This window comes from Paenibacillus odorifer, assembly GCF_000758725.1.
Lineage (GTDB): Bacteria > Bacillota > Bacilli > Paenibacillales > Paenibacillaceae > Paenibacillus_AQ > Paenibacillus_AQ odorifer.
In genome coordinates, this window is sequence record NZ_CP009428.1 from 366,575 (window position 1) to 391,586 (window position 25,012).

Below are 25,012 nucleotides of genomic sequence, written 5' to 3' on the forward strand. Positions count from 1 at the left end.
TATACAAGGAGGACAGATTCTTGAGAAATGTAAAAGTAGCTGCGACACAAATGAGTTGTTCCAGCAATATTGATGAGAATATCAGCAAAGCCGAGACATTGGTCAGAGAAGCGGCAGCACAGGGTGCGCAAATAATTTTGCTGCAGGAGCTGTTTGAGACTCCGTATTTCTGTCAAAAAGAGAAAGCTGATTATTACGCATACGCAACAGAGCTTGAGCATAACAAGGCGATTAATCATTTCAAAGCAGTAGCCAAGGAGCTGCAAGTGGTGCTGCCAATTAGTTTTTATGAGAAAAAGAATTACGCGCGTTACAATTCACTTGCTGTAATCGATGCTGATGGAACGGTGCTTGGTAAATACCGCAAGAGTCATATTCCAGATGGCCCAGGTTATGAAGAGAAGTTCTACTTTAATCCGGGAGATACTGGCTTTAAGGTATGGAACACTCGTTATGCCAAGATTGGCGTAGGTATCTGCTGGGATCAATGGTATCCAGAAGCGGCTAGAGTAATGAGCCTGATGGGAGCAGAAATTCTGTTCTATCCAACGGCTATTGGTTCTGAACCGCAGGATGGATCGATCGATTCCAAGGATCATTGGCAGACCTGTATGCTTGGACATGCAGCTGCTAATCTTATTCCAGTCGTGGCTTCCAACCGTATTGGTGAAGAAATTGATGAGGATTCGAGCATTAATTTCTACGGTTCATCATTCATTGCAGGTCCTCAGGGCAATAAAATCGTTGAGGCTGGACGTGATGAGCAAACCGTGCTGGTAAGCGAATTCGATCTGGATGCTTTGGAAGTTGGACGGATCGAGTGGGGAATCTTCCGTGACCGCCGGCCGGATTTGTATAAATTGATCGGTTCTTATGATGGAGATATCACACTTTAATAGGTTTAAGGTTAAATCTAAAGGCATTGCTAGGGAGAATACAATCTCTGGCAGTGCCTTTTTGTGTTTGATGGTAATTTTTTGAGAGTGATGTACGTATAAAACTTATAAAATAATAATATTATGTTATATAACCTTACATAAAATAGAAAAGTTAATTGTCATGAATCCTTTAATCTGTTAAAATCTCTTTAAGTTATTTCCAAAAATAGGGGGTATGGAGATATGACAATAAAAAGTCGCGCTTTAATGTCAGTTTTTATCGCATTGGTGGTGGTTGGATTGGTAGGTTGTGGAGCAAATAACAGTAAAGCTGGTAACGAATCCCCGGCAGAGAAAATTAAGTTTGCCAGTGATGCCAGCTACGCTCCTATGGAGTACATGGACACGGATAAAATCAAAGGATTCGACATCGATTTTATTAAGGCAGTTATGGAAGAAGCGGGAATAGACTATGACGTAACGAACACAGGCTGGGAAACGATGCTTCAAAGTGTGAAGCAGGGAACGGAGTATCAAGCAGGGCTGTCTTCAGTATCCATTACGGATGAACGTAAAGAAACCTATGACTACTCCATCCCTTATTTCGAATCTACCAATATGATCATGGTTAAAGAAGGCAGCGACATCAAAAATGCACTTGATCTTAAAGATAAAGTAGTTGCAATACAAGGGGCCACAACTGCAGACGACCTGATGAGCGGAATAATGGGCGTCGACAACCCTAACTTGAAACGTTTTGACAGCAATGCGGTGGCATTGATGGAACTGAATGGCGGCGGAGCCGATGCGGTCGTAGCGGATATTGCCATTGTACGTGAATACATGAAAAACAATCCTAAGCAGAAGCTGGTGGGGATTGTAGATACGGAGAACTTCGGAGCGGAATATTACGGCATTCTTTACCCTAAGGGCAGTGAGTTAAAAGCGAAACTGGATCCGGCTATTAAGAAGGTATTGGAAAACGGAAAGTACACGGAAATCTACAAAACTTGGTTCGGCGAAGAACCTAACCTGGATAGCTTATTGAACGCAAAATAAGGAAAGAACCTAATAAGCATGCGTAATGATAGCTATTGCGCATGCTTATTTTTTTAAAGAGAGATGACATAAAGAAGAGAAGGGGAGAGTCCTATGGATTTTAGAATGGACATTATTATTCATTATTTGCCCGTCCTTTTAAAAGGGACATTGCTGACTATCGGTATTTCTGTAGTTTCTATTTTATTTGGTTCTATTTTGGGACTGGGGATCGGATTTGGCAAAATGGCTCCTAAATGGTATTTGCGCTGGCCTTTTCATTCATATATCAACTTTTTTCGGGGAACACCACTGTATGTGCAGATTCTGATTGTTCACTTTGGAGTGATTCCCCCGCTTTACGGCAAAACCAACGCCCTAATCACTGCGTTTGTCGCTCTGTCGCTTAATTCGGCTGCTTATTCGGCTGAGATTTTTCGGGCGGGCATTCAGTCGGTTGATCGTGGGCAACGGGAAGCCGCTATTTCACTGGGGATGACTAATCGGCAAGCGATGAGATTTATTATTTTACCGCAAGCGATCAAACGGATGGTTCCGGCTTTTGGTAACGAGTTTATTGTGCTTGTGAAAGACTCCTCTCTTCTGGCTTTGGTGGCTGCACCGGAAATAATGTATTGGACCAACACGATGAAAGGGCAATATTTGCGGATATGGGAGCCTTATTTGACAGCGGCACTTATTTATTTCATTCTTACCTATTCTCTTAGCAAGCTGCTGAATTACGTTGAACGGAGGCTGAAATAGGATGGAGCCTATGATTTCAGTACGGAACTTACATAAATCATTTGGAACAAATACGGTGCTGGCCGACATAAGTATCGATATTTTCAGTCAGGAGGTAGTGGTGGTTATTGGGCCGTCCGGATCGGGTAAATCCACCTTTTTGCGTTGCCTTAATTTACTGGAGCAGCCGCAGGGGGGCGAGATTGTAATTGAAGGCACTTCTTTGATGGCGGCGAGTACGAAGATTAACGATATCCGTACAGAGCTTGGGATGGTGTTTCAGCAGTTTAATTTATTTCCTCATATGAAGGTTATAGAGAACGTTATGCTGGCACCGGTTCAGGTGCGTAAATGGTCTCCGGATAAAGCGCGGCAAAAAGCGCTGGAGCTGCTGCAAAAAGTAGGTCTAAGTGAAAAAGCAGAGATGTATCCAGCCTCATTGTCTGGGGGGCAGGCTCAGCGGGTAGCAATTGCAAGGGCGCTGGCTATGGAGCCCCAAATTATGCTCTTTGACGAACCAACCTCAGCGCTTGACCCGGAGATGGTGGGGGAAGTGCTGGCGGTGATGAAGGAGCTGGCCCGTGAGGGGATGACGATGGTCGTGGTGACGCATGAAATGGGCTTTGCACGTGAGGTGGGAGATCGTGTGCTGTTTATGGAACAAGGTGAGATTGTGGAGGAAGGAAGTCCGGAGCAGCTGTTCGGAAATCCTGTGCAAGAACGGACACGCTCCTTTCTATCAAAGGTGCTGTAATTTTGTGGAAAGTAGAATCTTGTTATTTTATCAGGTATATTAGAAGAGTAACGGTTATTTCAGGGATTTATATGCAAAATCTGTCGGAACGTGGAGAGGAGGCTCTGGGGATATCTTTTGTTATCATAATCTTGCAGTGATAGAGGGAGAATACGATGAGCACATTTAAAAACTGGTTAAACACAACCAAAAGCGGACTAACAGATCAAGTGAAAAAATTCAAAAATAAAGATTTTATGAATGCTGTAGTTGCGGGCTGCGCTTTGGTGGCTGCGGCTGACGGTAAAATAGAAGAAGCAGAGAAAAATAAAATGGCCGGCTATATGAATATGAGTAATGAATTGAAGGTATTTGACATGAGAGATGTCATTGCTCAATTTAACTATTATGTAAGCAACTTCGAATTCTCACCGGAAATAGGGAAACAAGAGGCTTTGAAGGCCATCGCAAAGTTTAGCGGCAAACCAGATGCAGGACGTTTAATCGTGGGCGTATGCTCGGCAATTGGATCGGCCGATGGCGATTTTGATGACTATGAAAAAGCAGTTGTGCGGAATATTTGTAGCGTCTTGGGATTAAACCCTAGCGAATTCAGTTTATAAATTAGGTGGAGTCATAGATGAAAGTTCGTTGAAACGTAATTTAATCTTTATCGTATCACTGATATAACACCTAAAAGCTAGACTAACAGATAATGATTTTTATCGGAAACGGAGGTACGTTGATTTGGCTGGAATTAATCTGGTAAAAGGTCAAAAGATTGATTTGACTAAAGGTAATGCGGGCTTGTCCAATGTAATTGTGGGCTTAGGCTGGGATCCGATTGAAGCCTCGCGGGGATTCTTTGGAGTCAAGAAACAGGCGAATGTCGACTGTGATGCCTCAGCACTGCTATTAAATGAGGAAGGTAAGCTAACTAAGAAGGGTAACCTGATCTGCTTCCACAACAAGCAAAGTCCTTGCAACTCGGTTATTCATTCCGGAGATAATCTGACGGGTGAAGGCGACGGAGATGACGAGCAAATCATGGTTAATTTGAAAGCCATTCCTGCCGATGTTCACAAGGTTCTGGTTGTCGTTAACATTTACGATGCAGTGAATCGCAAACAGGATTTTGGAATGATCAAATCAGCGTATATTCGGGTAATGAATGCTGCCGGGAATAATGAGTTGATTAAATTTAACTTATCAGACAACTACACAGGTTTTACGGCACTTATTTGTGGAGAGCTTTACCGCCAAGGTGGGGAATGGAAATTCGCTGCAATTGGTGAAGGCAGCCACGCCGCTCATATCAATCAACTTGCAGAACGCTACGTATAATCCAAATATAAGAAAAGAGGTATGTAATCATGGCAATTAATCTATCCAAAGGTCAAAAGATCGATTTAACGAAAACAAACCCAGGTCTATCCAAAATCACAGTAGGTCTTGGTTGGGACACTAATAAATATGACGGCGGAAAAGATTTCGATTTGGACGTATCCGTCTTTTTGACCAATGCTAGTGGTAAAGTTGATAAAGAAACAAACTTTATTTTTTTCAATAACAAGCAAAATGAAAATGCTTCTGTTGTTCATACCGGCGATAACCGTACAGGTGAAGGCGATGGTGATGATGAGCAGGTTCAAGTGGATCTTCAGAACATCCCTGCTGATGTAGACAAAGTAGCTTTTACTATTACAATTTATGATGCTGAAGCAAGAAGTCAAAACTTCGGACAAGTTTCCCGTTCTTATGTACGTATCGTAAACGATCTGAACAATGAAGAGCTGATTCGTTTCGACCTCGGTGAGGATTTCTCTATTGAAACTGGTGTTGTTGTAGGCGAACTGTATCGTAATGGTGCAGAGTGGAAGTTCAATGCCATCGGCAGCGGCTATAAAGACGGCTTGAGCGGTTTGACTCGCGACTACGGCCTGCAATAAATTTCGTTGTATATGCCAAAGATGAACCAAATGAATAATGAAGGAAGGTTTTGTCAGTGACGATCAGTCTCTCTAAAGGACAACGGATTGATCTTACCAAGACTAATCCGGGTTTGACTAAGGTAGTAGTAGGATTGGGCTGGGATACTAATAAGTATAGCGGCGGCCAAGATTTTGACCTTGATGCTTCAGCCTTTCTACTGCATGAAGATGGTAAAGCCAAGGGCTCCGATGATTTTGTATTCTACAATAATCCCTCGGGTGGCGCAGGTTCTTTGACTCATACGGGGGATAACCGTACGGGTGAGGGGGACGGAGATGATGAGCAGATTGTTGTTGACTTCAGCAAAATCCCTGCTCATATTCAGCGCATCGGAATAACGGTAACGATCTATGATTACGAAACTCGGGCACAAAACTTTGGACAAGTCTCCAATGCCTTTGTACGTGTGGTAGATGCTTCTAATGATCGTGAAGTGCTTCGCTTTGATCTGGGTGAAGACTTCTCAACTGAAACAGCTGTTGTATTCTGTGAGTTCTACCGCAATGGTGCGGATTGGAAGTTCCAGGCGATTGGAAGTGGCTTTGCCGGCGGTCTAAGCGCTTTATGCAGAAACTATGGACTGGACGCGCAATAGCATCCAAGTGGGCGGGGTCATTACCGATCCTGCCCTTTTTCTAAATATTTAGAGCAGTACAGACTCCACTTTGTGGGGTTCTTTTTTACAAAATTATGGGTTGGTTTACTCCATTTATAAAGGTGGCGTAAGAATGAGTGTTAACGTAGTCAAAGGGCAAAAAGCTGATCTGACCAAAGGCAATGCTGGACTTCATTCTATAATCGTAGAAATCGGCTGGAATGCTCCGGCTGCTCTGGAGATTGATAGCTCTGCTTTCCTGCTTGGATCAGAGGGTAAGGTAAGTAAAGACGAGGATTTAATATTTTATAATAATCCAGCCACTTCTTATATTAGGTATAAGGATGTGCCAGGATTCAATGACCGCAAGCAATTCGAAGTTCAATTGGATAAGATTCCTTCCGATGTGATGAAGATTGCCTTTACACTTACCATCTATGATGGGGAGAAAAGGGGTCAAAGTTTTGGGCAAGTAAGTCAGGCCTATTTTCGGATTCTGAATCAAGTAACAGGTGCGGAACTGCTCCGATGTGATCTCGACAATCTTTTCTCCGTGGAAACGGCCATTGTGGTAGGGGAATTATATAGATATAACAGTGAATGGAAGTTCAGTGCCATTGCAGCGGGGTTTGCCGGAGGTTTGAAAGAGATATGCAGCAACTTTGGTATTGAAGCGAATGAGGAGCCTGCTCCTGCTGCTCCACAGCCGGAGGTTAAGCCGCAGATTCCACCACAAATCTTCGCAACGCCGCCTGCGCAGCCAGTGAAACGTGAAGAGAGCCCTCCACCCACACCTCCGCCTTCGCCAATAAATCTCAACTTGAAGAAAATCGAGCTGAAGAAAAAAGGCGATTCCATCAATTTGAAAAAATCAGCCAGTGGTGATTTAGGGGAAGTGTTGATTAATCTCAACTGGAACCAGAAACAGGGCGGACTCTTTAGTCGTAAAAATGGCGTAGATCTAGATCTTGCTTGTCTGTATGAACTGAAGAATGGCAGTAAAGGAGTGGTACAAGCGTTAGGCAATGCCTTTGGCTCCTTAAATCAACCTCCTTATGTCATGCTTGATGGGGATGATCGTACAGGCTCCGTAACTACTGGTGAGAATTTGCGTATAAATGGTATCAAAATTTCCGAGATTGAACGCATTCTAGTGTTTTCCTTTATTTATAAAGGGGTAACCAACTGGTCGGAGGCCGATGGGGTTGTCACCATCAAACAAGGCGGAGGACCTGATATCATTGTAAATTTGGACGAGCATAACAACCGAAAAGGGATGTGTGCCATTGCGTTATTCCGGAATGTAAGCAATGAAACATTTAGTGTTGAACGGCTGGTGCAATATTACAGTGGTCATCGTGAGATGGATGAAGCCTATGGATGGGGGCTGCGCTGGGTTGCGGGCAGCAAATAATCGATTTTACCGGAGGCGCAAAGTGTAATGGATTGGTTCGCAGATTTTTTTAGAAATATTAGTGAGAATTACGGGCATTTTTTCTCATGGAGTGATGTAGTAGGCACGCTCTCTGATCCTGTGAGCTGGGGGATTATCGGAAGCTTAATTCTACTAGAAGGTTTGCTCTCTGCAGATAATGCGCTTGTGCTTGCCGTTATGGTTAAGCATCTACCTAAGGAGCAGCAGAAAAAGGCACTTTTCTACGGTATCTTAGGGGCTTATTTGTTCAGATTCCTGGCCATTGGACTAGGGACATTTCTTATTAAGTTTACTTTGGTTAAGGTTCTTGGTGCACTGTATCTCTTTTATATCGCATATAAAGGTTTATTTAAGGGCAGTGGCGAAGAGCATACGGAGAATAAAGGCACTTCTTTTTGGAAGACGGTTCTCCTTGTTGAATTAATGGATATTGCTTTCAGTATTGACAGTGTCATTGCTGCATTTGGACTTAGCGATCAGGTTTGGGTTCTCTTTATGGGTGGTATATTAGGAGTTCTGATGATGCGCGGAGTGGCGCAGGTATTCTTGAAGCTTATTGATAAATTCCCTGAATTGGAACAGGCAGCGTTCCTGCTTATCGCCATTATTGCGGGTAAGATGCTAGCGGGTGCTTTTGGCTTTGAATTGCCGCATGTCGTATTCTTTACAATCCTTATAGCGGTATTCGTGGGTACGATCCTCTACAGTGCTAGACGTAAGAAAAAAGATGCCCACAAAAGTGCATGATTAAAAAAGTAATTGCACCATAGAGAAGTCGGAGCCGATCATGCAAGAATAGAAACGCCTGCTTCTTTCAGGTAATCGTATATGTTATAGCGTAGGCCTTCACTTATATTTGAGAGAGCCAAGATGCCATCCCAAGGGACAGTATTGCCGGTTCTGACACTCTCTATGAGGAGAGGTCTACGCTTGTTTTGCTTGGCTTCGCAAAACTATAAGGGGGAACCGATTTGAGATACTTCGATTACCTGACGAAAGAACAAGAAAACTCTTTGTTTTACACTCCGCCTATCTCATTTGATCATACCACGAACAAGGAACTGCTAGCCTACGCTGTCGGCGCTGCCCTCTATATGCCGGCTACCCGTGCAAGTGTTGCAGAAGACATCATTAAGCTCAAGAATGCAGGTCTGGTGACGGTTATTATAGATCTGGAGGACGCAATCGGAGATGACCAGGTTGACAATGCAGAGGAGTCTATTATCCAGCATCTTATTTATCTAGCTGCTTACGCAGAAAATGAGCTGGATTCGGCAAACAGCCTCCCGCTTCTTTTTATACGAGTACGTAACCCGGACCAACTCCGGCAAATGATTTTCCGCTTGGGATCCTTGGTAACGATGTTAACAGGGTTTGTTTTTCCTAAGTTCTCTGTGGACAATGGAATTCAATATTTTGAAACGTTAGCTGAGTACAACAATACGCGTGGTTATAATGATCCTGTGCTTTACGGGATGCCAATCTTGGAAACTGCACCTATTATTTATCGGGAAAGTCGAGTGGACAGTCTGCTATCTATCCGTGATTTACTCCGTAATTACCGTGAACTTGTCCTAAACGTTAGAATTGGGGCAACGGATTTCTCCAGTCTGTTCGGACTGCGTCGCAGTCCTGATGTTAGTATTTATGATCTTACTCCTATTCGTGACTGTATCTCGGACATTATCAATGTGTTTGGGCGGGTTGAAGAGGGATATGTGATCTCAGGACCCGTCTGGGAGTATTTTGCGAATAAAGGCCATCGAGTTCTCCGGCCGCAGCTACGGCAGACGCCATTTGAGGATACTTACGGCAAAAACGGCCGTGATATGCGGAATAGCTATATTTCGAGCAGTGTAGACGGGCTAATTCGTGAGGTTATTTTAGATAAAGAGAATGGAATTGTAGGCAAGACGATTATCCATCCTTCTCACCTCAGACCTGTTCAGGCGATGTATACGGTTATGCATGAGGAATACGTTGATGCTTTAAGCATTGTAGAAAGTAATGATGGCAGTTTGGGCGTGTTTAAGAGTCAATATTTTAATAAAATGAATGAAATTAAGCCCCATCTCAATTGGGCAAGACGAACTTTACTACGATCTCAAATATACGGGGTGTTACATGAACAACAGCATTTTGTCGGATTATTACCCGAAAACGAATTTACGCACGTATAACATAGTCGAGAACCTGCAAGTGAATGTAACCGAAACCTTTAACCCCTTTCATATGCCTCTGGATTCTTTATTCTCTATGGCGGCGCGAATTAATAAAAAGCGGACTTTTCTGTTTGTCAGTAAGGTGCTTGGCAAGCATATCCCCGTCGATCCGTATACTTCACTTCTAAGCGGAGCAGCGTTGGCGCTGCTGTTATATCAGGAGATGAACGGTGATTCCGTGGACAGTGATCGTATGACAGAGTTATTGGATATGGCGGTTCATGGGCTGATTCATCCTGAATTTGCTAAGGAAGCCTATCAACATTTGCTAGCGGCCCAGCTGGTTTTGCCCAAGCCTGTGGTTTTTATTGGATTCGCAGAAACGGCAACTGCACTGGGTCACAGTGTGTACAACATCTTTGCTGAGCAGGCATCATATATTCATACTACGCGTGAGCATATTCCTGATTTGGAGTCTGTTGTAAGTTTTGTAGAAGAACATTCTCATGCGGTTGATCATCTATGTTATGCCTTGGATACCGAACTATTATCTGGGACAGAGCCTATTATATTGGTAGATGACGAGATTACGACTGGGAAAACCGCGATCAATACGATTCGGGATATTCAGTCAAAGTTCCCGCGAGAGGAATATGTGGTAGTCTCCCTTTTGGACTGGAGAAGCGGCAGCAATCTTCAACACTATAGTGATCTTGAGCAGGAGCTGGGGATTCGCATTAAGTCGTTATGTCTGCTGCAAGGGAATATTGAAGTGATAGGTTCACCAGTATTTAATAAGGATACAGAGCAGCTGGATAGAGAGGCTGCTTTAGAGTGTGAGGTTGTAACCACTTATGCTCCAGATGGAATGGAACGACTGGAGGTATCCTCTATCGATTCATATGGTGAGATTAACACAGCGCCGTATATGAAATATAGTGGACGTTTCGGAATTGTGTCGCAGGATAATCCGGGGCTTGATCAGGGTGTGAAGCGAATAGCTGAACAGCTGCGGCAATTGCGTAGAGGACCGAAAGCCTTGGTAATGGGCGTAGGGGAATTTATGTATCTTCCGATGAGAGTGGCGGCGGAAATGGGGGAAGGGATTGCTTATCAGTCTTCCACTAGAAGTCCAATCCACCCTGAGCGTCGACCGGATTATGGGGTGCATAGTGCTGCTGCCTATCCTTCAGCCGGCGACCCGGAGATCACAAACTTTATCTATAATGTAGCTCCTGATCAATACGATGATATATTTGTGCTGATTGAGCGTGATGTACCGCATGAACGTATGAAACCTATGCTTGATATACTGAAGAAACTGGCCCGCCATAAAGTGCATCTTATTGTACTGACCTCGGAAAGAAGAAGTGGAGGCCCTACCAATGAAGGGAACAGTAACTGAAGAAATTCTAAACAGAAGTATAGCCGAACCGGTTCCGCTAGGCAGCTATTCTCCATCAGATGTTATATTTTTGCTTAAGGATCTGAGTGATGTTTCACTGGAGCGGGCGACTGACGAAAGAGAGGCCGCCATTCAATCAGGTGTACATTACTCTGAGATGCTGCCCGTGGAATATCAGCCTACTGAGCAGTATATTGAGTTATTTCACGAGACGCTGGAGCAATCTGCGGAGAAGGTCGCTCTAGCAGTAGCGGTAGTCTCTGAGATGATTGTCGCTCAACGGGGACTTGATACGGTGTTAGTCTCTTTGGCAAGAGCGGGAACACCAATTGGTGTACTGATTAAGCGTTATATCCAAGAGCGATATGATGCTGATTTGCCGCATTATAGTATCTCTATCATTCGGGGCAAGGGGATTGATGAGAACGCAATCCTCTATATTCTGCAAAAGCACGGGCTTGACGCTGATTTGCAGTTTGTCGATGGATGGACGGGGAAAGGAGCTATTCGCCAGGTATTGATTGAAGCGTGCAACAGCCTGTATGAGAAATATGGCATTCGGCTAAATGATGACCTGGCCGTATTGGCTGATCCCGGGAATTGTTCAGGCACGTTCGGTACTAGAGAGGATTATCTTATTCCTAGTGCATGCCTCAATTCTACGGTGTCAGGGCTGATGAGCCGGACAGTGCTGCGCGATGATTTAATCGGTCCGGAAGAATTCCATGGGGCTAAATTCTACAAGGAATGGCTCGATACGGATGTATCTAATGTATTCATTGCGGCGATCTGCCCGTATTTCTCCTCCGTTGCGGAAGAAGCACAAGGGATTGCTGAACAGATGCAGCAATCCCCGCCAGAAATTACATGGCAGGGGCTGCGTGATATTCAGAGTATTCAAGAAGTGTTCGGCATAGATAACATCAATTTGGTCAAGCCCGGAGTCGGAGAAACAACCCGAGTGCTGCTGCGCAGAGTACCGTGGAAGATTCTTGTCGATACTATGGATAATCCAAATCTCCGTCATATTATTCTCTTAGCAGAGGATAGGGGGGTTCCAGTAGAAGTATTCCCTGGACTCACCTATTCCTGTTGCGGGATTATTAAACCGCTGAGAGGTGAGACGGAATGATCTATGCCAGTGATTTGGACCGAACGTTAATCTATTCCCTAAATGCAATCGGTGTCCCGGAGAATACTCCGGGCCTGGTTCCTGCGGAGGTTGTGGATGGCAAGACGGTTTCATACATTTCCCAAAAAGCATTGGCTGATCTGATGGAGCTTACTTCCCGTATTATCTTTATGCCCGTTACAACACGTACAATCGCGCAGTATAAGCGTATTAATCTGTTTCAAGACACGATTATTCCAGACTACGCGATTACTAGTAATGGCGGGAATATTCTGATTGGTGGCGAAGTGGATAAGAGCTGGAGAGCTTCTGTGGGCAGGCTTGTTCAAAATGAATCGGCTGCGGCAGAAGAAGTTAGAATGCACGTTAGGTCTGTAGTGCACGAGGAATGGATCATTAGTGAGCGGTATTGTGATGATTTATTCTATACCTTTGTGGTAGTGCGTGATTTATTACCTATGGATGAGATTACGAATCTGGCAGAGCGATTATACGATTTGGGCTGGCGGGTATCCTTACAAGGGCGCAAGCTATATGTCGTTCCTGCCGCTGTAAATAAAAGTGATGCGATTGTTTATGTACGCCGGACGGTTCGGTCAGAACCGATGGTAGCATCGGGAGATTCCTTGTTGGATAAGAGTTTACTAGAAAGTGCGGACTATGCGATTGCTCCTTGTCATGGAGAAATATTTGCAGAGCAGCAGAGTGGTCTTGTAAAATCAAGGTATCCCTTTACGAAGCAAGCGGGTGTTTTTGCTGGTGATGAAATTCTACAGTATGTAAACATGATCTATAATAACTTAACCGTATTGGGAGTTGGGCCACTATGAAAAAGGTAAACATTTATTTCAATCGCTGGTTTTCCGTCGCTTACCATTATATGAATCTCATCCGCAATAATGAGGATGGCGTTCCTGTACAAATCTTCGCCACGCACCCAGATATTCACCATATGTCACTTCAAGGGGCTGATGTTGCTGGGACTGAACCGGCACTGACTGGAATAGAATATGTTCAATTTTGTGTGGATTTCTGTCGCCGCAATGAGATCGATATCTTTATTCCACGGTTACATATGCTGGATATAGCTTTGCATGCTGCTATGTTTGATGCGATTGGTACCAAGGTTCTGGTCTGTAGAGATTTGGACTTGTTGGAGACCATCATGGATAAGGGTAAGTTCTACGAAAGTGTTAAGGAAACCGGGATTATGACAATTCCTGATTATCATGTGGTCAGTACAGCAGAGCAGTTCAAAGAGGCTTATCATGATCTTGTAGCCAAAGGGCATCGCGTATGCTTTAAACCTACGGAGACAGAGGGGGGCCTCGGCTTCCGTATCATTGATAACACACGTAGTCCTCTGCAGGAGCTGTTTGGTCATGTAACACCGCTGATATCCTTCGAAGAGGCTTATCGTATTCTGGGAAGTGAAGCTACATTCCCTGAACTTATGGTGATGGAATTGCTGGAAGGTTATGAATACAGTATAGATTGCTTGTCAGATGAGAACGGCAGACTGTTAGCGGCTGTGCCCCGTCGTAAAGCTGGCGGCCGTCTGCGGCTGATGGAGCATATTCCGGAGCTGGAGGAGATCGCTTCTCGGGTAGCAGAGGTATATAAAATACCTTTCAATTTCAATATTCAAATGAAGTATAGTGGTGGAATTCCTAAACTGCTGGAGATTAACCCCCGGATGTCTGGAGGTCTTCATATTTCTTGTCTGTCTGGAATTAACTTTCCATACCTGGCTGTCAAAAGTGCACTCGGCGGAGAGGTACAGCCTGCGGAGTTCGGCGATAATGTGCTTGCCAGCCATGTAGAGCAGCCGCTAATTATGAAAATAAACGGCGAATCCGTAATTTCGGATCCCGTGAATTGAGCGTTCGCAATCTCGCTCACAAGAGGTGAGAAAAATTAAATTTAAATCGAAAATATTGCTGTATGCCGGTATTGGCTATGTTGTCGCTGTATTAACGAGCTCTTTTCTGCCTGAGTTACTCTCCTTGCTGTTGCCTGTAGCAGGTGCTGCTGTAGGGGTTCTTGCAACGAGAAGTCCGAGAACCAACCTTCCGGCTGAGGTGCTGCCAGCAGGTCCAGAGACGGTACCTATTGCTCCAGCTCCCTCTGCAAATGCTCCGCAATTAAATAGTGCGGCAAATAATGCTGCACCATTTAATCCGGGCAATAGTGGTAGAACTGAGGCCGAACCGACGAAGATTGGACCGGAATTTGCTCCGGTAGTTGAGTATCTTAGCATTCTGGAAGATATGATTATCTCCGAAGGGCAGAAGGATACACTGGACAATGAAATTGTCGAGAAATCACTGGCGCTTTTTGCGAGACTTCAACGTGTAATTCCGCTGCTGCAGGAGCTCAATAATGGCGATATTAATCACACGGTCCGCAGATTGATTCTGAAGGATTTGAATGGTGTGATTAACCCATTTTTGCGCCTAAGTGGTGAAGCAAAGACGAAGAATCGGAGAACGCTGCTGAACGGTCTAAGAGATGTTGATTCCAAAATATCGGATATTGCTTCGACGATCGAACATAAAGACCTGATGGAACTTCAGACGAAGGCGGAACTGATTCATCAGCGGTATAGCAGTTCCGAATTATAGGAGGGAAACCCATGTCCACGCAGTTGATCCAATTAAAAAAAGAAGATGAACAAAAGGTAGTCGAAGAAGCGGCACAATTGATCGAGAAGGTATCCCAAACAGATACAGTCACGTTGGATTCTTTAATGGATGATATCGGGAAGCTTGGGGTGAAGACGCAGGAGAAAGCAGGCCAAACCCTCAAACTTCTGGATCGTCCGGTAAATGACCTGATGTCCGGTAAGCGTGTTGAAGTGCCTAACATGATTATGAAGCTGCGGAATGAGTGTGAAAATCTGCAACAGAGTAAGAATGTTAGCTTTTTCGGCAAAATGCTGCGGAAGAGTCCGATGAAGAACTATGTGTACAAATATCAGTCTGTCCGCACGAATATTGATGCGATTGTTACCGGTCTACGCGACGGCAGGGATACCCTCGAAGAGAGTATTGTAAATATGCGCCAGCTGAAACGTACCTCTATGGAGGAGATCTATAACCTGCAGACCAAAATTGCCTTCGGCAATAAGCTAAAAGAGCTGTTCGAGGTGGAGATTGCGAAGCCTGAGAATGAGTTCCGTAAAGCTTATCTGGAGCGTGGTCTACGTAAAGTGATGGTTCGTATTCAGTCCATGACAGAGATGATTCTATTGTACAATCAAGCGATCGCTGCTACAGATATCATCAATGACAATAATGATAAACTGATCGATTCCGTGAATAATGCGATTGATAAGACCTCTAATCTGATCACAGTGTCGGCAATGATTGCGATGTCGCTGGCCGATCAGGAGAATGTTATCAATGCTGTAGAAGCAACAAATAAGACGATTGAAGATCAGTTTAAAGAAAATGCACGCTTGCTGCGTACGACTACAGAAAAAACGACCGAGCTTCTATCCAAACCTTCCATGTCTATGGAAGCCGTGAATCAAGCGATCGGCGATCTGCTTAGCGCATTAGACACTTCGGAACAGTCAAACCGTCGTATTATCGAGAGCTGCCAGGATTATACATCCAAAATGACGACGATCAATACCCAATTGGGCAATCGTCTAGGTCTCAATGAAGCGGACAAGCCTGAGGCGCTGAAACAAGGTGTAGCAGAGAGCCAACTGAGCAGTTTCTTGAACTAATTAGTTAAAAAAAGACCGTAAAAATATAGCAGAGCAGTGAGCCTTCGTTTCTGGGGGCTCGCTGCTCTGCTTTTTTTGGTCTAATCAAATGAAGTTTGCTGTAGCCAAACATAAAGCCCTATCCACATACATAAGTTGTCACAAGACTACATGTGGAGGAAGTGGGGATAGGCTATGGTTTTAGGCTGTTTGATACTCGTGCTTATCATCGTCGCCAGCAGTGAAAAAGCAGAAGCCATTGCTAAAATGAATGAAGACAATTAGCAAGAGGTAGCTTCGCTTCCCCGTAAGTATTCAGGGATTTTTTGGCGTGAATTGGTTCAAGTAATTTCCAGCGGGTTATTGGGTATAATAACGCAAGGCTGTACGATTAGCCCATAATCAGCTGGAAATACCAAAATCCCTAAGGAGGTCACATGGAGAACGAGGCGCTGCTTCAGGTTGAACATTTAGCACTTAAGAAACAGAAGATATTCCGGCAAAGCGTAATGCGCTATATTGCCAGAGCCATGCTGGCCAGTATGTTTATCGGATTCGGTGTAATTGTAGCCTTTAAGACAGGCAACTATTTCTTTATGGAGCAATCCCCCTTTGCATATCCAATGGCTGCGATAACTTTCGGAGCGGCTATTATTCTAATTTCTTTTGGTGGTGGGGATTTATTCACCGGAGATACTTTTTATTACACATACACGGCACTAAGACGGAAAATGAAATGGTCTGAGGTTGTCCGCATGTGGATCATGAGTTATATCGGTAATATTCTTGGAGCTGCCGTTTTTGCCTTGCTGATTTTTTTGACAGGACTGTTCTATAGCTCAGATGTAAACGGATTTTTGTTATATGTAGTGGAGCATAAGATGGAAGCCCCGGCAGGTCAGCTTTTCTTTCGGGCCATTCTTTGTAACTGGCTCGTTTGTATGGCTTTTTTTATACCCATGAATATGAAAGGCGATGGGGCCAAAATGTTCGCAATGGTCTTATTCGTATTCTGTTTTTTCATCTCCGGCTATGAGCATAGTATTGCCAATATGTGTACCTTTGCGATTGCGCTTGTACTTGATCATCCCGGAACGGTATCGTGGTATGGAGTGTTCCATAACCTTGTCCCCGTTACGATCGGTAATTTAATTGGCGGTGGCGTACTGATGGGGGTAATGTATTATTATGTGAATAAACCTTTTTTGGATGACACTAAGCATTAACAGAAAAACAGAAAATAATAATCCTCCAAAACTTCGCTCTTTTACAGGGGTGGAGTTTTTTTGTGCAGAAAGTTATTTTTTAACATTGGGATTATTTGATTTTTAAGGATTGAAAAGGATTAGAGGGAGAGAGGTAGAATACATAATTATGCAATGCAAAATTGAAGATTCATACAGAATGGGGTAAGGGCTTTGGATGAGACAACAGGGATACTGACGGATGAGACCATTATTAAGGCTTCCAATCAGCATTGTATAGACCAAGGAATTGATCCTGAGCAACCGCCTGTCTTTGCAAAGGGATATTCTGCTGATGAATTGGGAGCGCAGCTTAGCGTATATAGTGAAGTGATTGAGGTTATCGAATTTTTTGTCAAAAAATTTCTGTCCTCAGTAAAGGGGAACCCGATCCTAATTACGATTTCGGATGATGCAGGTTATCTATTGGCGTTCCAGGGAGATGCGACGATTATTGATCTCGTAGGACAGGTAGGCATCAAAGAAGGCGTGCAGATGAACAAAGAGGTGGGTACCAATTCAATCGCTTTAGCCCTTGAATATCAGAGGCCATTCCAGCTGACAGGACGAGACCATTTCCATCATATTTTGCATCATTTAGTATGCTGTACGGCTCCATTTTATAAAGAAAATGGGCAGGAAATCTTAGGTACAATTTCATTTATGGCAGATATAGATGTAGCCCATCCCCATTTGCTGCCTCTGCTCTGTACGATGGCTGACTCGATTGAACGTGAGATTTTGTTGCGGAGAGGAAATTCTCAGCTGCAATTATTAAATCGGATTTTGCTAGAGACCAATTACTTAGGGGTAATCATAACAGATCAATTCGGAACAGTCGTGAATATAAATGAGAACGGTTTAGCCATGCTTCATTTGGGTGGTGAGCATCAAGAGTCTGTTGTTGGAACTAGTGTCTTTGAAATTAGGAATGTGGGCGCATACTTTCAACATGTCATCATACATCATGTCGCATGTGCCGGGTTAGAAGTGATTCAGGAGAAAAACGGGTTGTTCGAGCATTATATGTTAGATGTACTACCCGTTTACGATGCGAATGGTTACTTAGCGCGTGTGATTGGAAGTTTGCGCAACATCACGGAGATGAAAAGAACGGAAGAAGTGCTGCGCAATACAGAAAAGCTAGTGGTCGCAGGACAACTGGCCATGAGCATTGCACATGAGATCCGCAATCCCCTGACTACGGTGAAAGGGATGCTTCAACTGGCTAATAAAGATTCACGTCTGCTGCATTATGATCTCATTATGTCAGAAGTGGAAAGAATGAATCTCATTGTGAGCGAGTTTCTTATTCTGGGTAAGCCGCAGGCTGCGCATTATATGACTGAACAATGTAGTACGATCCTTCTGGAAGTATTGAATATCTTCGCGATTCAGGTGGAGATGAATAATATAGCGTTGAATACAAAGATCCATTATGATGCTGAGATCGAATGTGACCGCAATCAGATTAAGCAGATTTTCCTGAATATCCTAAGAAATTCAATGGAAGCTTTGCCTTTTGGCGGGAGCATTACAGTAACTCTTGATGTGAAGGATGAATTCCAGGTGATTACCTTTACCGATAATGGAGAGGGTATGAACAAGGAAGTTCTGGAGAAATTAGGGGAGCCCTTTCACACGACCAGAGGCGATGGGAATGGACTTGGCTTCATGATTGTCAAAAAAATCGTGACTGCCCACAGAGGATATGTGGCAATAGCTAGTGAAAAGGGAGTGGGCACAGCCGTTACAATTTATCTTCCAATGGCACATTCATACCACAAATGAAACAGCAATAATTCATAATTAAAAAGACTCTTCCGCCCGGTATAGGCGAAAGAGTCTTTTTGTATATCCATTTGCATCTAATGGTGAGGAATCACCACTTTGAGCCACCCGATGAATTTCCACCGGATTTGCCGCCGCCACCGCCCCAAGAAGAACCGCCGGAGGATTTGCCGCCACTGCCGCCTCCGCCCCAGGAAGAGCCGCCGGAGGAACGTCCCCCACCGAATCCGCCTGAAGAAGGAGGACCAGAGGACATTCGTTTACGGGCTTGTGCACGCCGCTGTTGCTCTCTCATCATGGCTAGCTGGGCCAGCCGTTCTTCCTCTTCCTTTTGGCGAATGATTCGGTTCGCTTCATTCACAAAGGAAGTGATCTGAGCGTCATAAGCGCGGCCAATCGATTCCAGTTCCTCTAGGTTGTAAGGTCGGGATGACAGCCGTTGCTCCAACTGGCTATATTCCGGCAATAAGGACAACTCAAAGCGGATTCTGGAAGACAAGCCTCTGCTGTGCAGCATTCGCTGGGTCGTCTCTACCCGGCTTTGTCCTTCGGAGAAGAGACGTTGTACTTTATCAAGTCTTTCATTTAATGCATTTAGACTTTCAGAGACACCGTCATATTGCCGGCCAGCTTCATCCTGCAATGACAGCAAGCGCTCCAGCGCATCGTGGGCCTTGTCATATTCGCCCCGTTCATCACTGGTCCAGTTCTCAATTTGCGCCACTTCACCTGCGCCTTCCCGAAGACGTGTGCTACACTCCGTCAGAATATTCTCTATAGTAACTACATGCTGTTCTTCGAAATGTACACGTGCTTCTGTAATTCGTGCCTGCAGCTCGTCTCGCCGCTGTTTCAAATGGCTCCATGTGGTGCGGAATGTCTCTAGATCTCTACGGTTATTCTGCCGCAGCAGTGCTTGTTGCTCTGTCATAGCAATAGCTTCATCCAGAAGAAGGTCTAGACTGGCGCCGATTCTGCGCACCTCATCCATATCTCCTATACGCAGTGGCGCTTCAAGAGTCAACGATTCTGCGCGGGCCTGCTCCAGGTGATCATATGGCTTAACCTTCATGTTGTGCAGTGAATTCTGTTCAATGATCCCGGTGATTTTGGCACGTGCCGCAGCTAATACCGTAGGAAATTTATTTAGCTTATCATCGTAGAGATCAACATCCTTCAGATCCTGTTCGATTTTTTCCTGACGTTCCTGTGCATCCTCGGTAACCTCTTGTGCAGCAATGGGATCAAAAAGCTCTAATTGGTCTGCCTTAGCTGTCTCCTCCGCAAGCTCCTTAAGTTCTTCTACAATTTCTTGAAGTTCATATCCGGTTTCTTTAACTGCACCTTGCAGTTGCTCTTCAAGCTCCGGCGTATCCTCTTTCAGCTCTGTAATACGCTGTTTGACATTGCGGTCAGCTTCGCTGATGACAGCAATGTGTTTCTCTTCCTCTTCAAGCGCTGCGCGGAAGGAAGCTTCGGTCTGCTGTAATTGTTTCACAGCTGTCTTGAGGGCAGCCAAGCGATAAAATGCCGGCTGAACGCCTTGACCTTCGCTTTGTAGTGCAGAGATTTCAACGAGCTTGGCAGACAGCCGCTTAGAAATACCCTCGACTAGCTCTCCCGTCTTGCCTTGAACGATCCCTTGAAAAGGATTTAGCGATTCCAGTGCCCGATTTGCCTGGACCATTAAATTAGATAACTGTTTCTGTTGCTCGCTAAGCTGCTTGCGGCGACGCAGGCCCGTAACCACTACAAAGAGTAGAAGGAGGATTAGAAGGGCTCCGATAAGAATCGCTGCAATCATAAACATGGAGCTGCTGGAGCGGTTTACACCATTCCCGGCGCCGACTGCGCTCCCGCTTCCTGCGGTTCCTCCAGTATTGCCGGCACGATCTCCAATAGAATGGATGGCATTAATCAAAGTCTTTGTCCCGCCAGCGAAGTCCCCTTTTTTGGCATAAGGAATGAAATAAGTGTCGAGCAGTTTTTGGATGGCTGAACTTCCCGAGGACCCTCCCTGATTCTTAGACCAAGTATTTAACGAGCTTTGAAAGTCTGGATTTAAGAAATTTAGCTCAATGGACTGGTCACCAGCGGAGATCAGCAGTAGAAGATCCCGCGTGGACAGTTTCCACGAGTCGTAAACCTTGTCTGCATACTTATCAGCTGGAGTACCGTCTGTGGAATCTACAGTGAGTACGTGGATGGTCAGGAGTTCTCCAGTAGCGGTAGCAGAAATAGACGCGGCTTCTGCGGAACTGAACATTTCAGCGTTATCGGTAACGAATCCCTGCTGTGCAGGAATTCCAGCGGCATATGCACCGGGTATCCATAACAGGCTGAGCATTAAGAATAAAGCTATATACTTTTTCAAGCTGACACGCTCCGATCTGAAGGGCTTTTTATTCTATATATTATGCTGATAATTATACTATATCATTAACCATCAGGTGACCTGGAGATACTCCTATTATTATATAGTATGTCGGCATACCAACAAAAAAAGCCATGCTCCCAATAAGGGAACACGGCGTATATTCAGAAGCATTATCTTGTCGGCAGACAGAGAATGTATTGCAGTCTGGATTTAATTTCTTTTTGCCATTTCAAATCTCCAACTTTAACGGCAAGATTGAGCAGATCCAGATAATCGTCAACCTGTAATGTTGTTCGGGTAGAGGTAACGTTCATGGGTGATCAGTCTCCTTTTAACTTAAATATAGTAAATTGAAATTATTAACGCTTATAATAATGATAATCATTATCATCGTTTTGTCGTTATTGCTATTATCCACATTTTCTATGTAAAAAGCAATATAAAAATCAAGACTTCGTAACTTTTATCATTTACAAATAAAAGAGTCCATCGAAAGATGGGGATTTGCGTATAATGTGTGGTTTTAGGAAAGAATTAGCAGGAATCTTACCATATTTTGTCGAATACTTTTTAGAATAATGCTTTAAATTCTAAATTTTTGCAAAAAGGGGAATTGGGCAATGAAGCGGTGCACAATGTTGCTTCTGATTATTTTTCTGCTTTTGCTCGTACCTCCTACAGCCGCTCACGCCGAAAGAGAGGATATAAGGTACCAAGTAGAACTGGAATATCCACCGTATAAATATGTAGAAAATGGGTATTTGACCGGGTTTGATATTAATTTGAGCACGATGATTTTTGAGAAGCAGGATTATCTTATTCACTACAGTACTGGGCAATGGGATGAAGTTTACAGTCGGCTGATTCAAGGAGATATTGAGATAGCAGGTCTTATGGCAATTACGGAGTCGCGTAACCAAGAGGTGTTATTTTCAGATCCGGTTATTAAAAACTATATTTCCATCTATGCAAGGCGAGAGCTTGAGGATGAGATCGATTTAAAGACGTTGGGAAGTTATAAGATTGGGTTAGGGAATGGACAGTATTCTGCAACCGTGCTGAACAGCAAGGTGGGGATTACAAATTACATAGAGTATGCAACGACTCCTGAAGCTTTAAAGGCTCTTGAAAAAGGGGAAATCGACCTTCTATTTGAGAATCAGGAAGTGATCGATTATCTGATTGCTGAACAGAAATTGAAGGGGAGTATTATCAAAAAAATGAGCAATCTCTACCCTAGGGATGTTGCTTTTGCAATAAGTAAATCCGCTCCGGAGCTAGTAACTTATGTTAACGAGAGATTGGATCGCCTGCATCGTTCCGGTGCTTTTGAAGAGCTGTATCAGCACTATTTCTACGTTCATTCAGATTATTATAAAGTTATGATGCGCAATAGATTTATTGTGGGAGCCATTATTCTGCTTGGTCTTCTAATCATTAGTGCGGTTTTGCTAAAAATGTATATTAATCACTTACGGCGTGCGGTTTATTCGGAACAGCAATTTTTTGAGGATGTAATAGAGCATAGCGGTATGGTGGTTTGGGCTGTGCAGGCGGATAAAAAGGTAGTTCGGTTTAACAATTACGCTGAGCGAATGACGGGCCTATGCGAGAATGAAGTAGTGGGCAAAAACATTGCGGATATGGAGGGTCTGACAGGCAGTACGGCGGCTATTCGGAATCTGCTGGAAAGAGCCGTACAGCTTGACTATGTTGATAATATCGAGCATAAACTTCCGGACAATTCGCCAGCAGCGCGGTATTTTTCATTTCGGACCACCTTGTTAAAAGGATTGGATAAGCAGGCAGCTGATATTTTTGTGCTTGTAGGAGTGGATATCGATGAGCGCAAACAAAATGAGCTAAGGCTTCAGCAAAGTTATGAGGAACTGGAAGCTACTTACGAAGAGCTGTCAGCGACAGAGGTCGAGCTACAGGAGCAATTTGCTAAGCTGCAGGTAGGTGAACGACGGTTCAGTCTCGCGACAGAGGGTTCTGGTGCTTACATGTGGGAGCTTGATTGGGAGACAGGACTGTATAATCTATCGGATCGCTGGTACAAGCTCATGGGCTATACGGAGGATGAAATCAATTCATTCGAAAATGGGGTGCTTAGTATTATTCATCCCGATGACCAGCCATCATCCCAAAAGGCAAGACATGATCATCTGGCAGGTTTAACACCTATCTACGAGACGGAATACCGCATGCGGACCAAAGATAATCAATTCGTCTGGTTTGAGGTAAGTGGTAAAGCTATCGTTGATCCAAAGGATGAAGTTGTGTTATTTATCGGTTCACTGATTGATATTAGTAAGCGGAAGCAGGTAGAGCTAAAGCTGAGCAACAGTTATCAGGAGCTTGAGGCAACCTATGAACAGCTAACAGCCACACAGCAGGAGCTTGTAGAGCAATACGATATGCTGGTGGAGAATCAAAAACACATGCATCGTTTAGCTTATGTGGATGAGCTTAGTAATTTACCCAACCGTGTATGTCTACTGGAATCTATGGAGAAATATCTGCAATGTTCAGGAGGCAAGGCGGCGCTGTTGTTCGTAGATACCGATAATTTTAAATACATCAATGATACCTTAGGGCATAAATCCGGTGATGTTCTCATTCAGAAGGCTAGCAAAAGGCTGCAGTCGTTGGTGCGTGAAGGGGATATGCTCTCTCGGCTCGGTGGGGATGAATTCGTGATTTTTATTAAGGATATAGAAAACCACGAGGATGTGTTAGACCTGGCGGAGCGTATCATGAGAGCATTCAGGCAGTCCTTTTTAATCGGAGAGAGTTATTTGTACGTTTCCGTAAGCATCGGAATTTCCTTTTATCCGGAAGATGGGGAGACCACCGAGCAAATCTTAAAAAATGCGGATGTCGCTATGTACCGGGCGAAAGAGGATGGCAAGGGGACTTATGTGGTATATGACAAATCCATGCATACTGCGTTTAATGAACGGATGAATATAGAGAAGCATTTGCGCAGTGCCATGAATAATAATGAGTTTGAGCTATATTATCAACCGCAGGTGGATATCCAGTCTGGATTAATCTCTGGTTTTGAGGCTTTAATTCGCTGGAATAGTCCAACGCTGGGCTTTGTATCTCCACTTTCCTTTATCAAAATCGCCGAGGATTCCAGGCTGATTATTTATATTGGAGAATGGGTGCTTAGGGAATCGTGCATCTTTATGAAGGGCATTCAAGATCGTATGGGCATTCCTTACAAGATATCAGTTAATATTTCCATTATTCAACTATTGCAGGATGATTTCGTCGAGATGGTGCAGGAAAGTCTGGCTGAAAGCGGGCTAAAGCCTAGTTGTCTTGAACTGGAAATCACCGAGTCTATTTTTATGGAATCGTTTGAGAGTATCGTGAATAAGCTTCAATTCCTCAAATCCCAAGGCATTCGTATTGCGCTGGATGATTTCGGAACGGGGTACTCATCTCTTAGTTATTTGCAGCAATTGCCGATTTCTACGCTTAAAATGGATAAAACCTTTATCGATTCGCTTTCGGAAAAAGCTTACAGCCAGTCTTTTGTGCAGACCATTATACAGCTGGGACACAATATGGGGCTGGAGGTCGTTGCGGAGGGAGTGGAAGAGATCAGCCAGATGGATTTCCTCAGAAAATCGGGCTGCGATAAGGTACAGGGGTATCTGGTTAGCAGACCTGTTCCGAAGCAGGAAGTGGTGGAGCTTTTGGAACCGCAGAAGCGTTACGGAATATAGCAGTTGATACACAGCCCTCATCTACAAG

22 protein-coding genes are annotated in these 25,012 nt (G+C 44.2%); 20 read left to right on the top strand and 2 right to left on the bottom strand.

Features of this window, described 5'->3' with window-relative positions; all coding sequences use genetic code 11:
• Window positions 1-20 precede the first annotated feature (20 nt).
• The 19 genes from aguB to PODO_RS01710 all read left to right on the top strand — a co-directional run bounded on the left by aguB (window position 21) and on the right by PODO_RS01710 (window position 18,864).
• Window positions 21-896, top strand: a complete 876-nt coding sequence (aguB, locus tag PODO_RS01620) for an N-carbamoylputrescine amidase (RefSeq protein WP_036687411.1) — start codon at window positions 21-23, stop codon at window positions 894-896.
• Window positions 897-1,127: 231 nt separating this feature from the next.
• A complete protein-coding gene (locus PODO_RS01625) occupies window positions 1,128-1,937 on the top strand; it encodes a transporter substrate-binding domain-containing protein (protein ID WP_370510592.1) in 810 nt (269 codons plus the stop codon).
• Window positions 1,938-2,030: 93 nt separating this feature from the next.
• Window positions 2,031-2,681 (top strand): amino acid ABC transporter permease, encoded by a 651-nt coding sequence (locus tag PODO_RS01630; RefSeq protein ID WP_036687415.1) that lies wholly within the window; start codon window positions 2,031-2,033, stop codon window positions 2,679-2,681.
• Between the two features lie 10 nt (window positions 2,682-2,691).
• The gene (locus tag PODO_RS01635; RefSeq protein ID WP_038574023.1) at window positions 2,692-3,414 is read left to right on the top strand and encodes an amino acid ABC transporter ATP-binding protein; all 723 of its coding nucleotides are present in this window, start codon (window positions 2,692-2,694) and stop codon (window positions 3,412-3,414) included.
• Window positions 3,415-3,569: 155 nt separating this feature from the next.
• Entirely contained in the window at window positions 3,570-4,016 is a 447-nt protein-coding gene (locus tag PODO_RS01640) for a tellurite resistance TerB family protein (protein ID WP_036687417.1), read from the top strand.
• Window positions 4,017-4,140: 124 nt separating this feature from the next.
• Complete coding sequence (locus PODO_RS01645; protein ID WP_036687418.1) at window positions 4,141-4,737, top strand: TerD family protein; 597 nt, start codon at window positions 4,141-4,143, stop codon at window positions 4,735-4,737.
• 29 nt (window positions 4,738-4,766) lie between these two features.
• A complete protein-coding gene (locus tag PODO_RS01650; RefSeq protein ID WP_036687420.1) occupies window positions 4,767-5,342 on the top strand; it encodes a TerD family protein in 576 nt (191 codons plus the stop codon).
• Window positions 5,343-5,398: 56 nt separating this feature from the next.
• Window positions 5,399-5,980, top strand: a complete 582-nt coding sequence (locus PODO_RS01655) for a TerD family protein (RefSeq protein ID WP_036687422.1) — start codon at window positions 5,399-5,401, stop codon at window positions 5,978-5,980.
• 133 nt (window positions 5,981-6,113) lie between these two features.
• On the top strand, window positions 6,114-7,394 hold the full coding sequence (locus PODO_RS01660; protein WP_038568304.1) for a TerD family protein: 1,281 nt from the start codon (window positions 6,114-6,116) through the stop codon (window positions 7,392-7,394).
• Between the two features lie 27 nt (window positions 7,395-7,421).
• Window positions 7,422-8,162 (top strand): TerC family protein, encoded by a 741-nt coding sequence (locus tag PODO_RS01665; protein WP_036687425.1) that lies wholly within the window; start codon window positions 7,422-7,424, stop codon window positions 8,160-8,162.
• Between the two features lie 224 nt (window positions 8,163-8,386).
• Window positions 8,387-9,595 (top strand): HpcH/HpaI aldolase/citrate lyase family protein, encoded by a 1,209-nt coding sequence (locus PODO_RS01670; protein WP_235219550.1) that lies wholly within the window; start codon window positions 8,387-8,389, stop codon window positions 9,593-9,595.
• Entirely contained in the window at window positions 9,540-10,982 is a 1,443-nt protein-coding gene (locus tag PODO_RS01675) for a phosphoribosyltransferase family protein (RefSeq protein WP_080742380.1), read from the top strand. The genes PODO_RS01670 and PODO_RS01675 overlap by 56 nt, the downstream gene beginning before the upstream one ends.
• Window positions 10,963-12,114, top strand: a complete 1,152-nt coding sequence (locus tag PODO_RS01680) for a cysteine protease StiP family protein (RefSeq protein ID WP_038568308.1) — start codon at window positions 10,963-10,965, stop codon at window positions 12,112-12,114. The genes PODO_RS01675 and PODO_RS01680 overlap by 20 nt, the downstream gene beginning before the upstream one ends.
• On the top strand, window positions 12,111-12,944 hold the full coding sequence (locus PODO_RS01685; protein WP_038568311.1) for an HAD family hydrolase: 834 nt from the start codon (window positions 12,111-12,113) through the stop codon (window positions 12,942-12,944). The genes PODO_RS01680 and PODO_RS01685 overlap by 4 nt, the downstream gene beginning before the upstream one ends.
• A complete protein-coding gene (locus PODO_RS01690; RefSeq protein WP_036687430.1) occupies window positions 12,941-13,996 on the top strand; it encodes an ATP-grasp domain-containing protein in 1,056 nt (351 codons plus the stop codon). The genes PODO_RS01685 and PODO_RS01690 overlap by 4 nt, the downstream gene beginning before the upstream one ends.
• Window positions 13,997-14,021: 25 nt before the next feature.
• On the top strand, window positions 14,022-14,738 hold the full coding sequence (locus PODO_RS01695) for a hypothetical protein (protein WP_370510591.1): 717 nt from the start codon (window positions 14,022-14,024) through the stop codon (window positions 14,736-14,738).
• Between the two features lie 11 nt (window positions 14,739-14,749).
• A complete protein-coding gene (locus PODO_RS01700) occupies window positions 14,750-15,850 on the top strand; it encodes a toxic anion resistance protein (protein ID WP_038568314.1) in 1,101 nt (366 codons plus the stop codon).
• Between the two features lie 416 nt (window positions 15,851-16,266).
• Window positions 16,267-17,055, top strand: coding sequence for a formate/nitrite transporter family protein (locus PODO_RS01705; RefSeq protein WP_038568317.1), 789 nt, complete (start codon window positions 16,267-16,269; stop codon window positions 17,053-17,055).
• Between the two features lie 192 nt (window positions 17,056-17,247).
• Window positions 17,248-18,864 (top strand): ATP-binding protein, encoded by a 1,617-nt coding sequence (locus PODO_RS01710; RefSeq protein ID WP_036687435.1) that lies wholly within the window; start codon window positions 17,248-17,250, stop codon window positions 18,862-18,864.
• A 91-nt stretch (window positions 18,865-18,955) separates the two neighbouring features.
• Here the strand turns inward: PODO_RS01710 and PODO_RS01715 are convergent, their stop codons facing one another.
• Complete coding sequence (locus tag PODO_RS01715) at window positions 18,956-21,238, bottom strand: TPM domain-containing protein (RefSeq protein WP_038568320.1); 2,283 nt, start codon at window positions 21,236-21,238, stop codon at window positions 18,956-18,958.
• Window positions 21,239-21,411: 173 nt separating this feature from the next.
• Entirely contained in the window at window positions 21,412-21,555 is a 144-nt protein-coding gene (locus PODO_RS31410; protein ID WP_167348483.1) for a hypothetical protein, read from the bottom strand.
• A 306-nt stretch (window positions 21,556-21,861) separates the two neighbouring features.
• Between PODO_RS31410 and PODO_RS29795 the strand changes: the two genes are divergently transcribed.
• Window positions 21,862-24,984 (top strand): EAL domain-containing protein, encoded by a 3,123-nt coding sequence (locus tag PODO_RS29795; RefSeq protein WP_052096722.1) that lies wholly within the window; start codon window positions 21,862-21,864, stop codon window positions 24,982-24,984.
• Window positions 24,985-25,012: the final 28 nt, after the last annotated feature.

Excerpts from the sequence above, each read along its gene's own strand:
- PODO_RS01630 (WP_036687415.1), top strand. The coding sequence starts at position 2,031 with ATGGATTTTAGAATGGACATTATTATTCATTATTTGCCCGTCCTTTTA.
- PODO_RS01635 (WP_038574023.1), top strand. The coding sequence starts at position 2,692 with ATGATTTCAGTACGGAACTTACATAAATCATTTGGAACAAATACGGTG.
- PODO_RS01640 (WP_036687417.1), top strand. The coding sequence starts at position 3,570 with ATGAGCACATTTAAAAACTGGTTAAACACAACCAAAAGCGGACTAACA.
- PODO_RS01650 (WP_036687420.1), top strand. The coding sequence starts at position 4,767 with ATGGCAATTAATCTATCCAAAGGTCAAAAGATCGATTTAACGAAAACA.
- PODO_RS01660 (WP_038568304.1), top strand. The coding sequence starts at position 6,114 with ATGAGTGTTAACGTAGTCAAAGGGCAAAAAGCTGATCTGACCAAAGGC.
- PODO_RS01665 (WP_036687425.1), top strand. The coding sequence starts at position 7,422 with ATGGATTGGTTCGCAGATTTTTTTAGAAATATTAGTGAGAATTACGGG.
- PODO_RS01675 (WP_080742380.1), top strand. The coding sequence starts at position 9,540 with ATGAACAACAGCATTTTGTCGGATTATTACCCGAAAACGAATTTACGC.
- PODO_RS01680 (WP_038568308.1), top strand. The coding sequence starts at position 10,963 with ATGAAGGGAACAGTAACTGAAGAAATTCTAAACAGAAGTATAGCCGAA.
- PODO_RS01685 (WP_038568311.1), top strand. The coding sequence starts at position 12,111 with ATGATCTATGCCAGTGATTTGGACCGAACGTTAATCTATTCCCTAAAT.
- PODO_RS01690 (WP_036687430.1), top strand. The coding sequence starts at position 12,941 with ATGAAAAAGGTAAACATTTATTTCAATCGCTGGTTTTCCGTCGCTTAC.
- PODO_RS01700 (WP_038568314.1), top strand. The coding sequence starts at position 14,750 with ATGTCCACGCAGTTGATCCAATTAAAAAAAGAAGATGAACAAAAGGTA.
- PODO_RS01705 (WP_038568317.1), top strand. The coding sequence starts at position 16,267 with ATGGAGAACGAGGCGCTGCTTCAGGTTGAACATTTAGCACTTAAGAAA.
- PODO_RS31410 (WP_167348483.1), bottom strand. The coding sequence starts at position 21,555 with ATGAACGTTACCTCTACCCGAACAACATTACAGGTTGACGATTATCTG.
- PODO_RS29795 (WP_052096722.1), top strand. The coding sequence starts at position 21,862 with ATGAAGCGGTGCACAATGTTGCTTCTGATTATTTTTCTGCTTTTGCTC.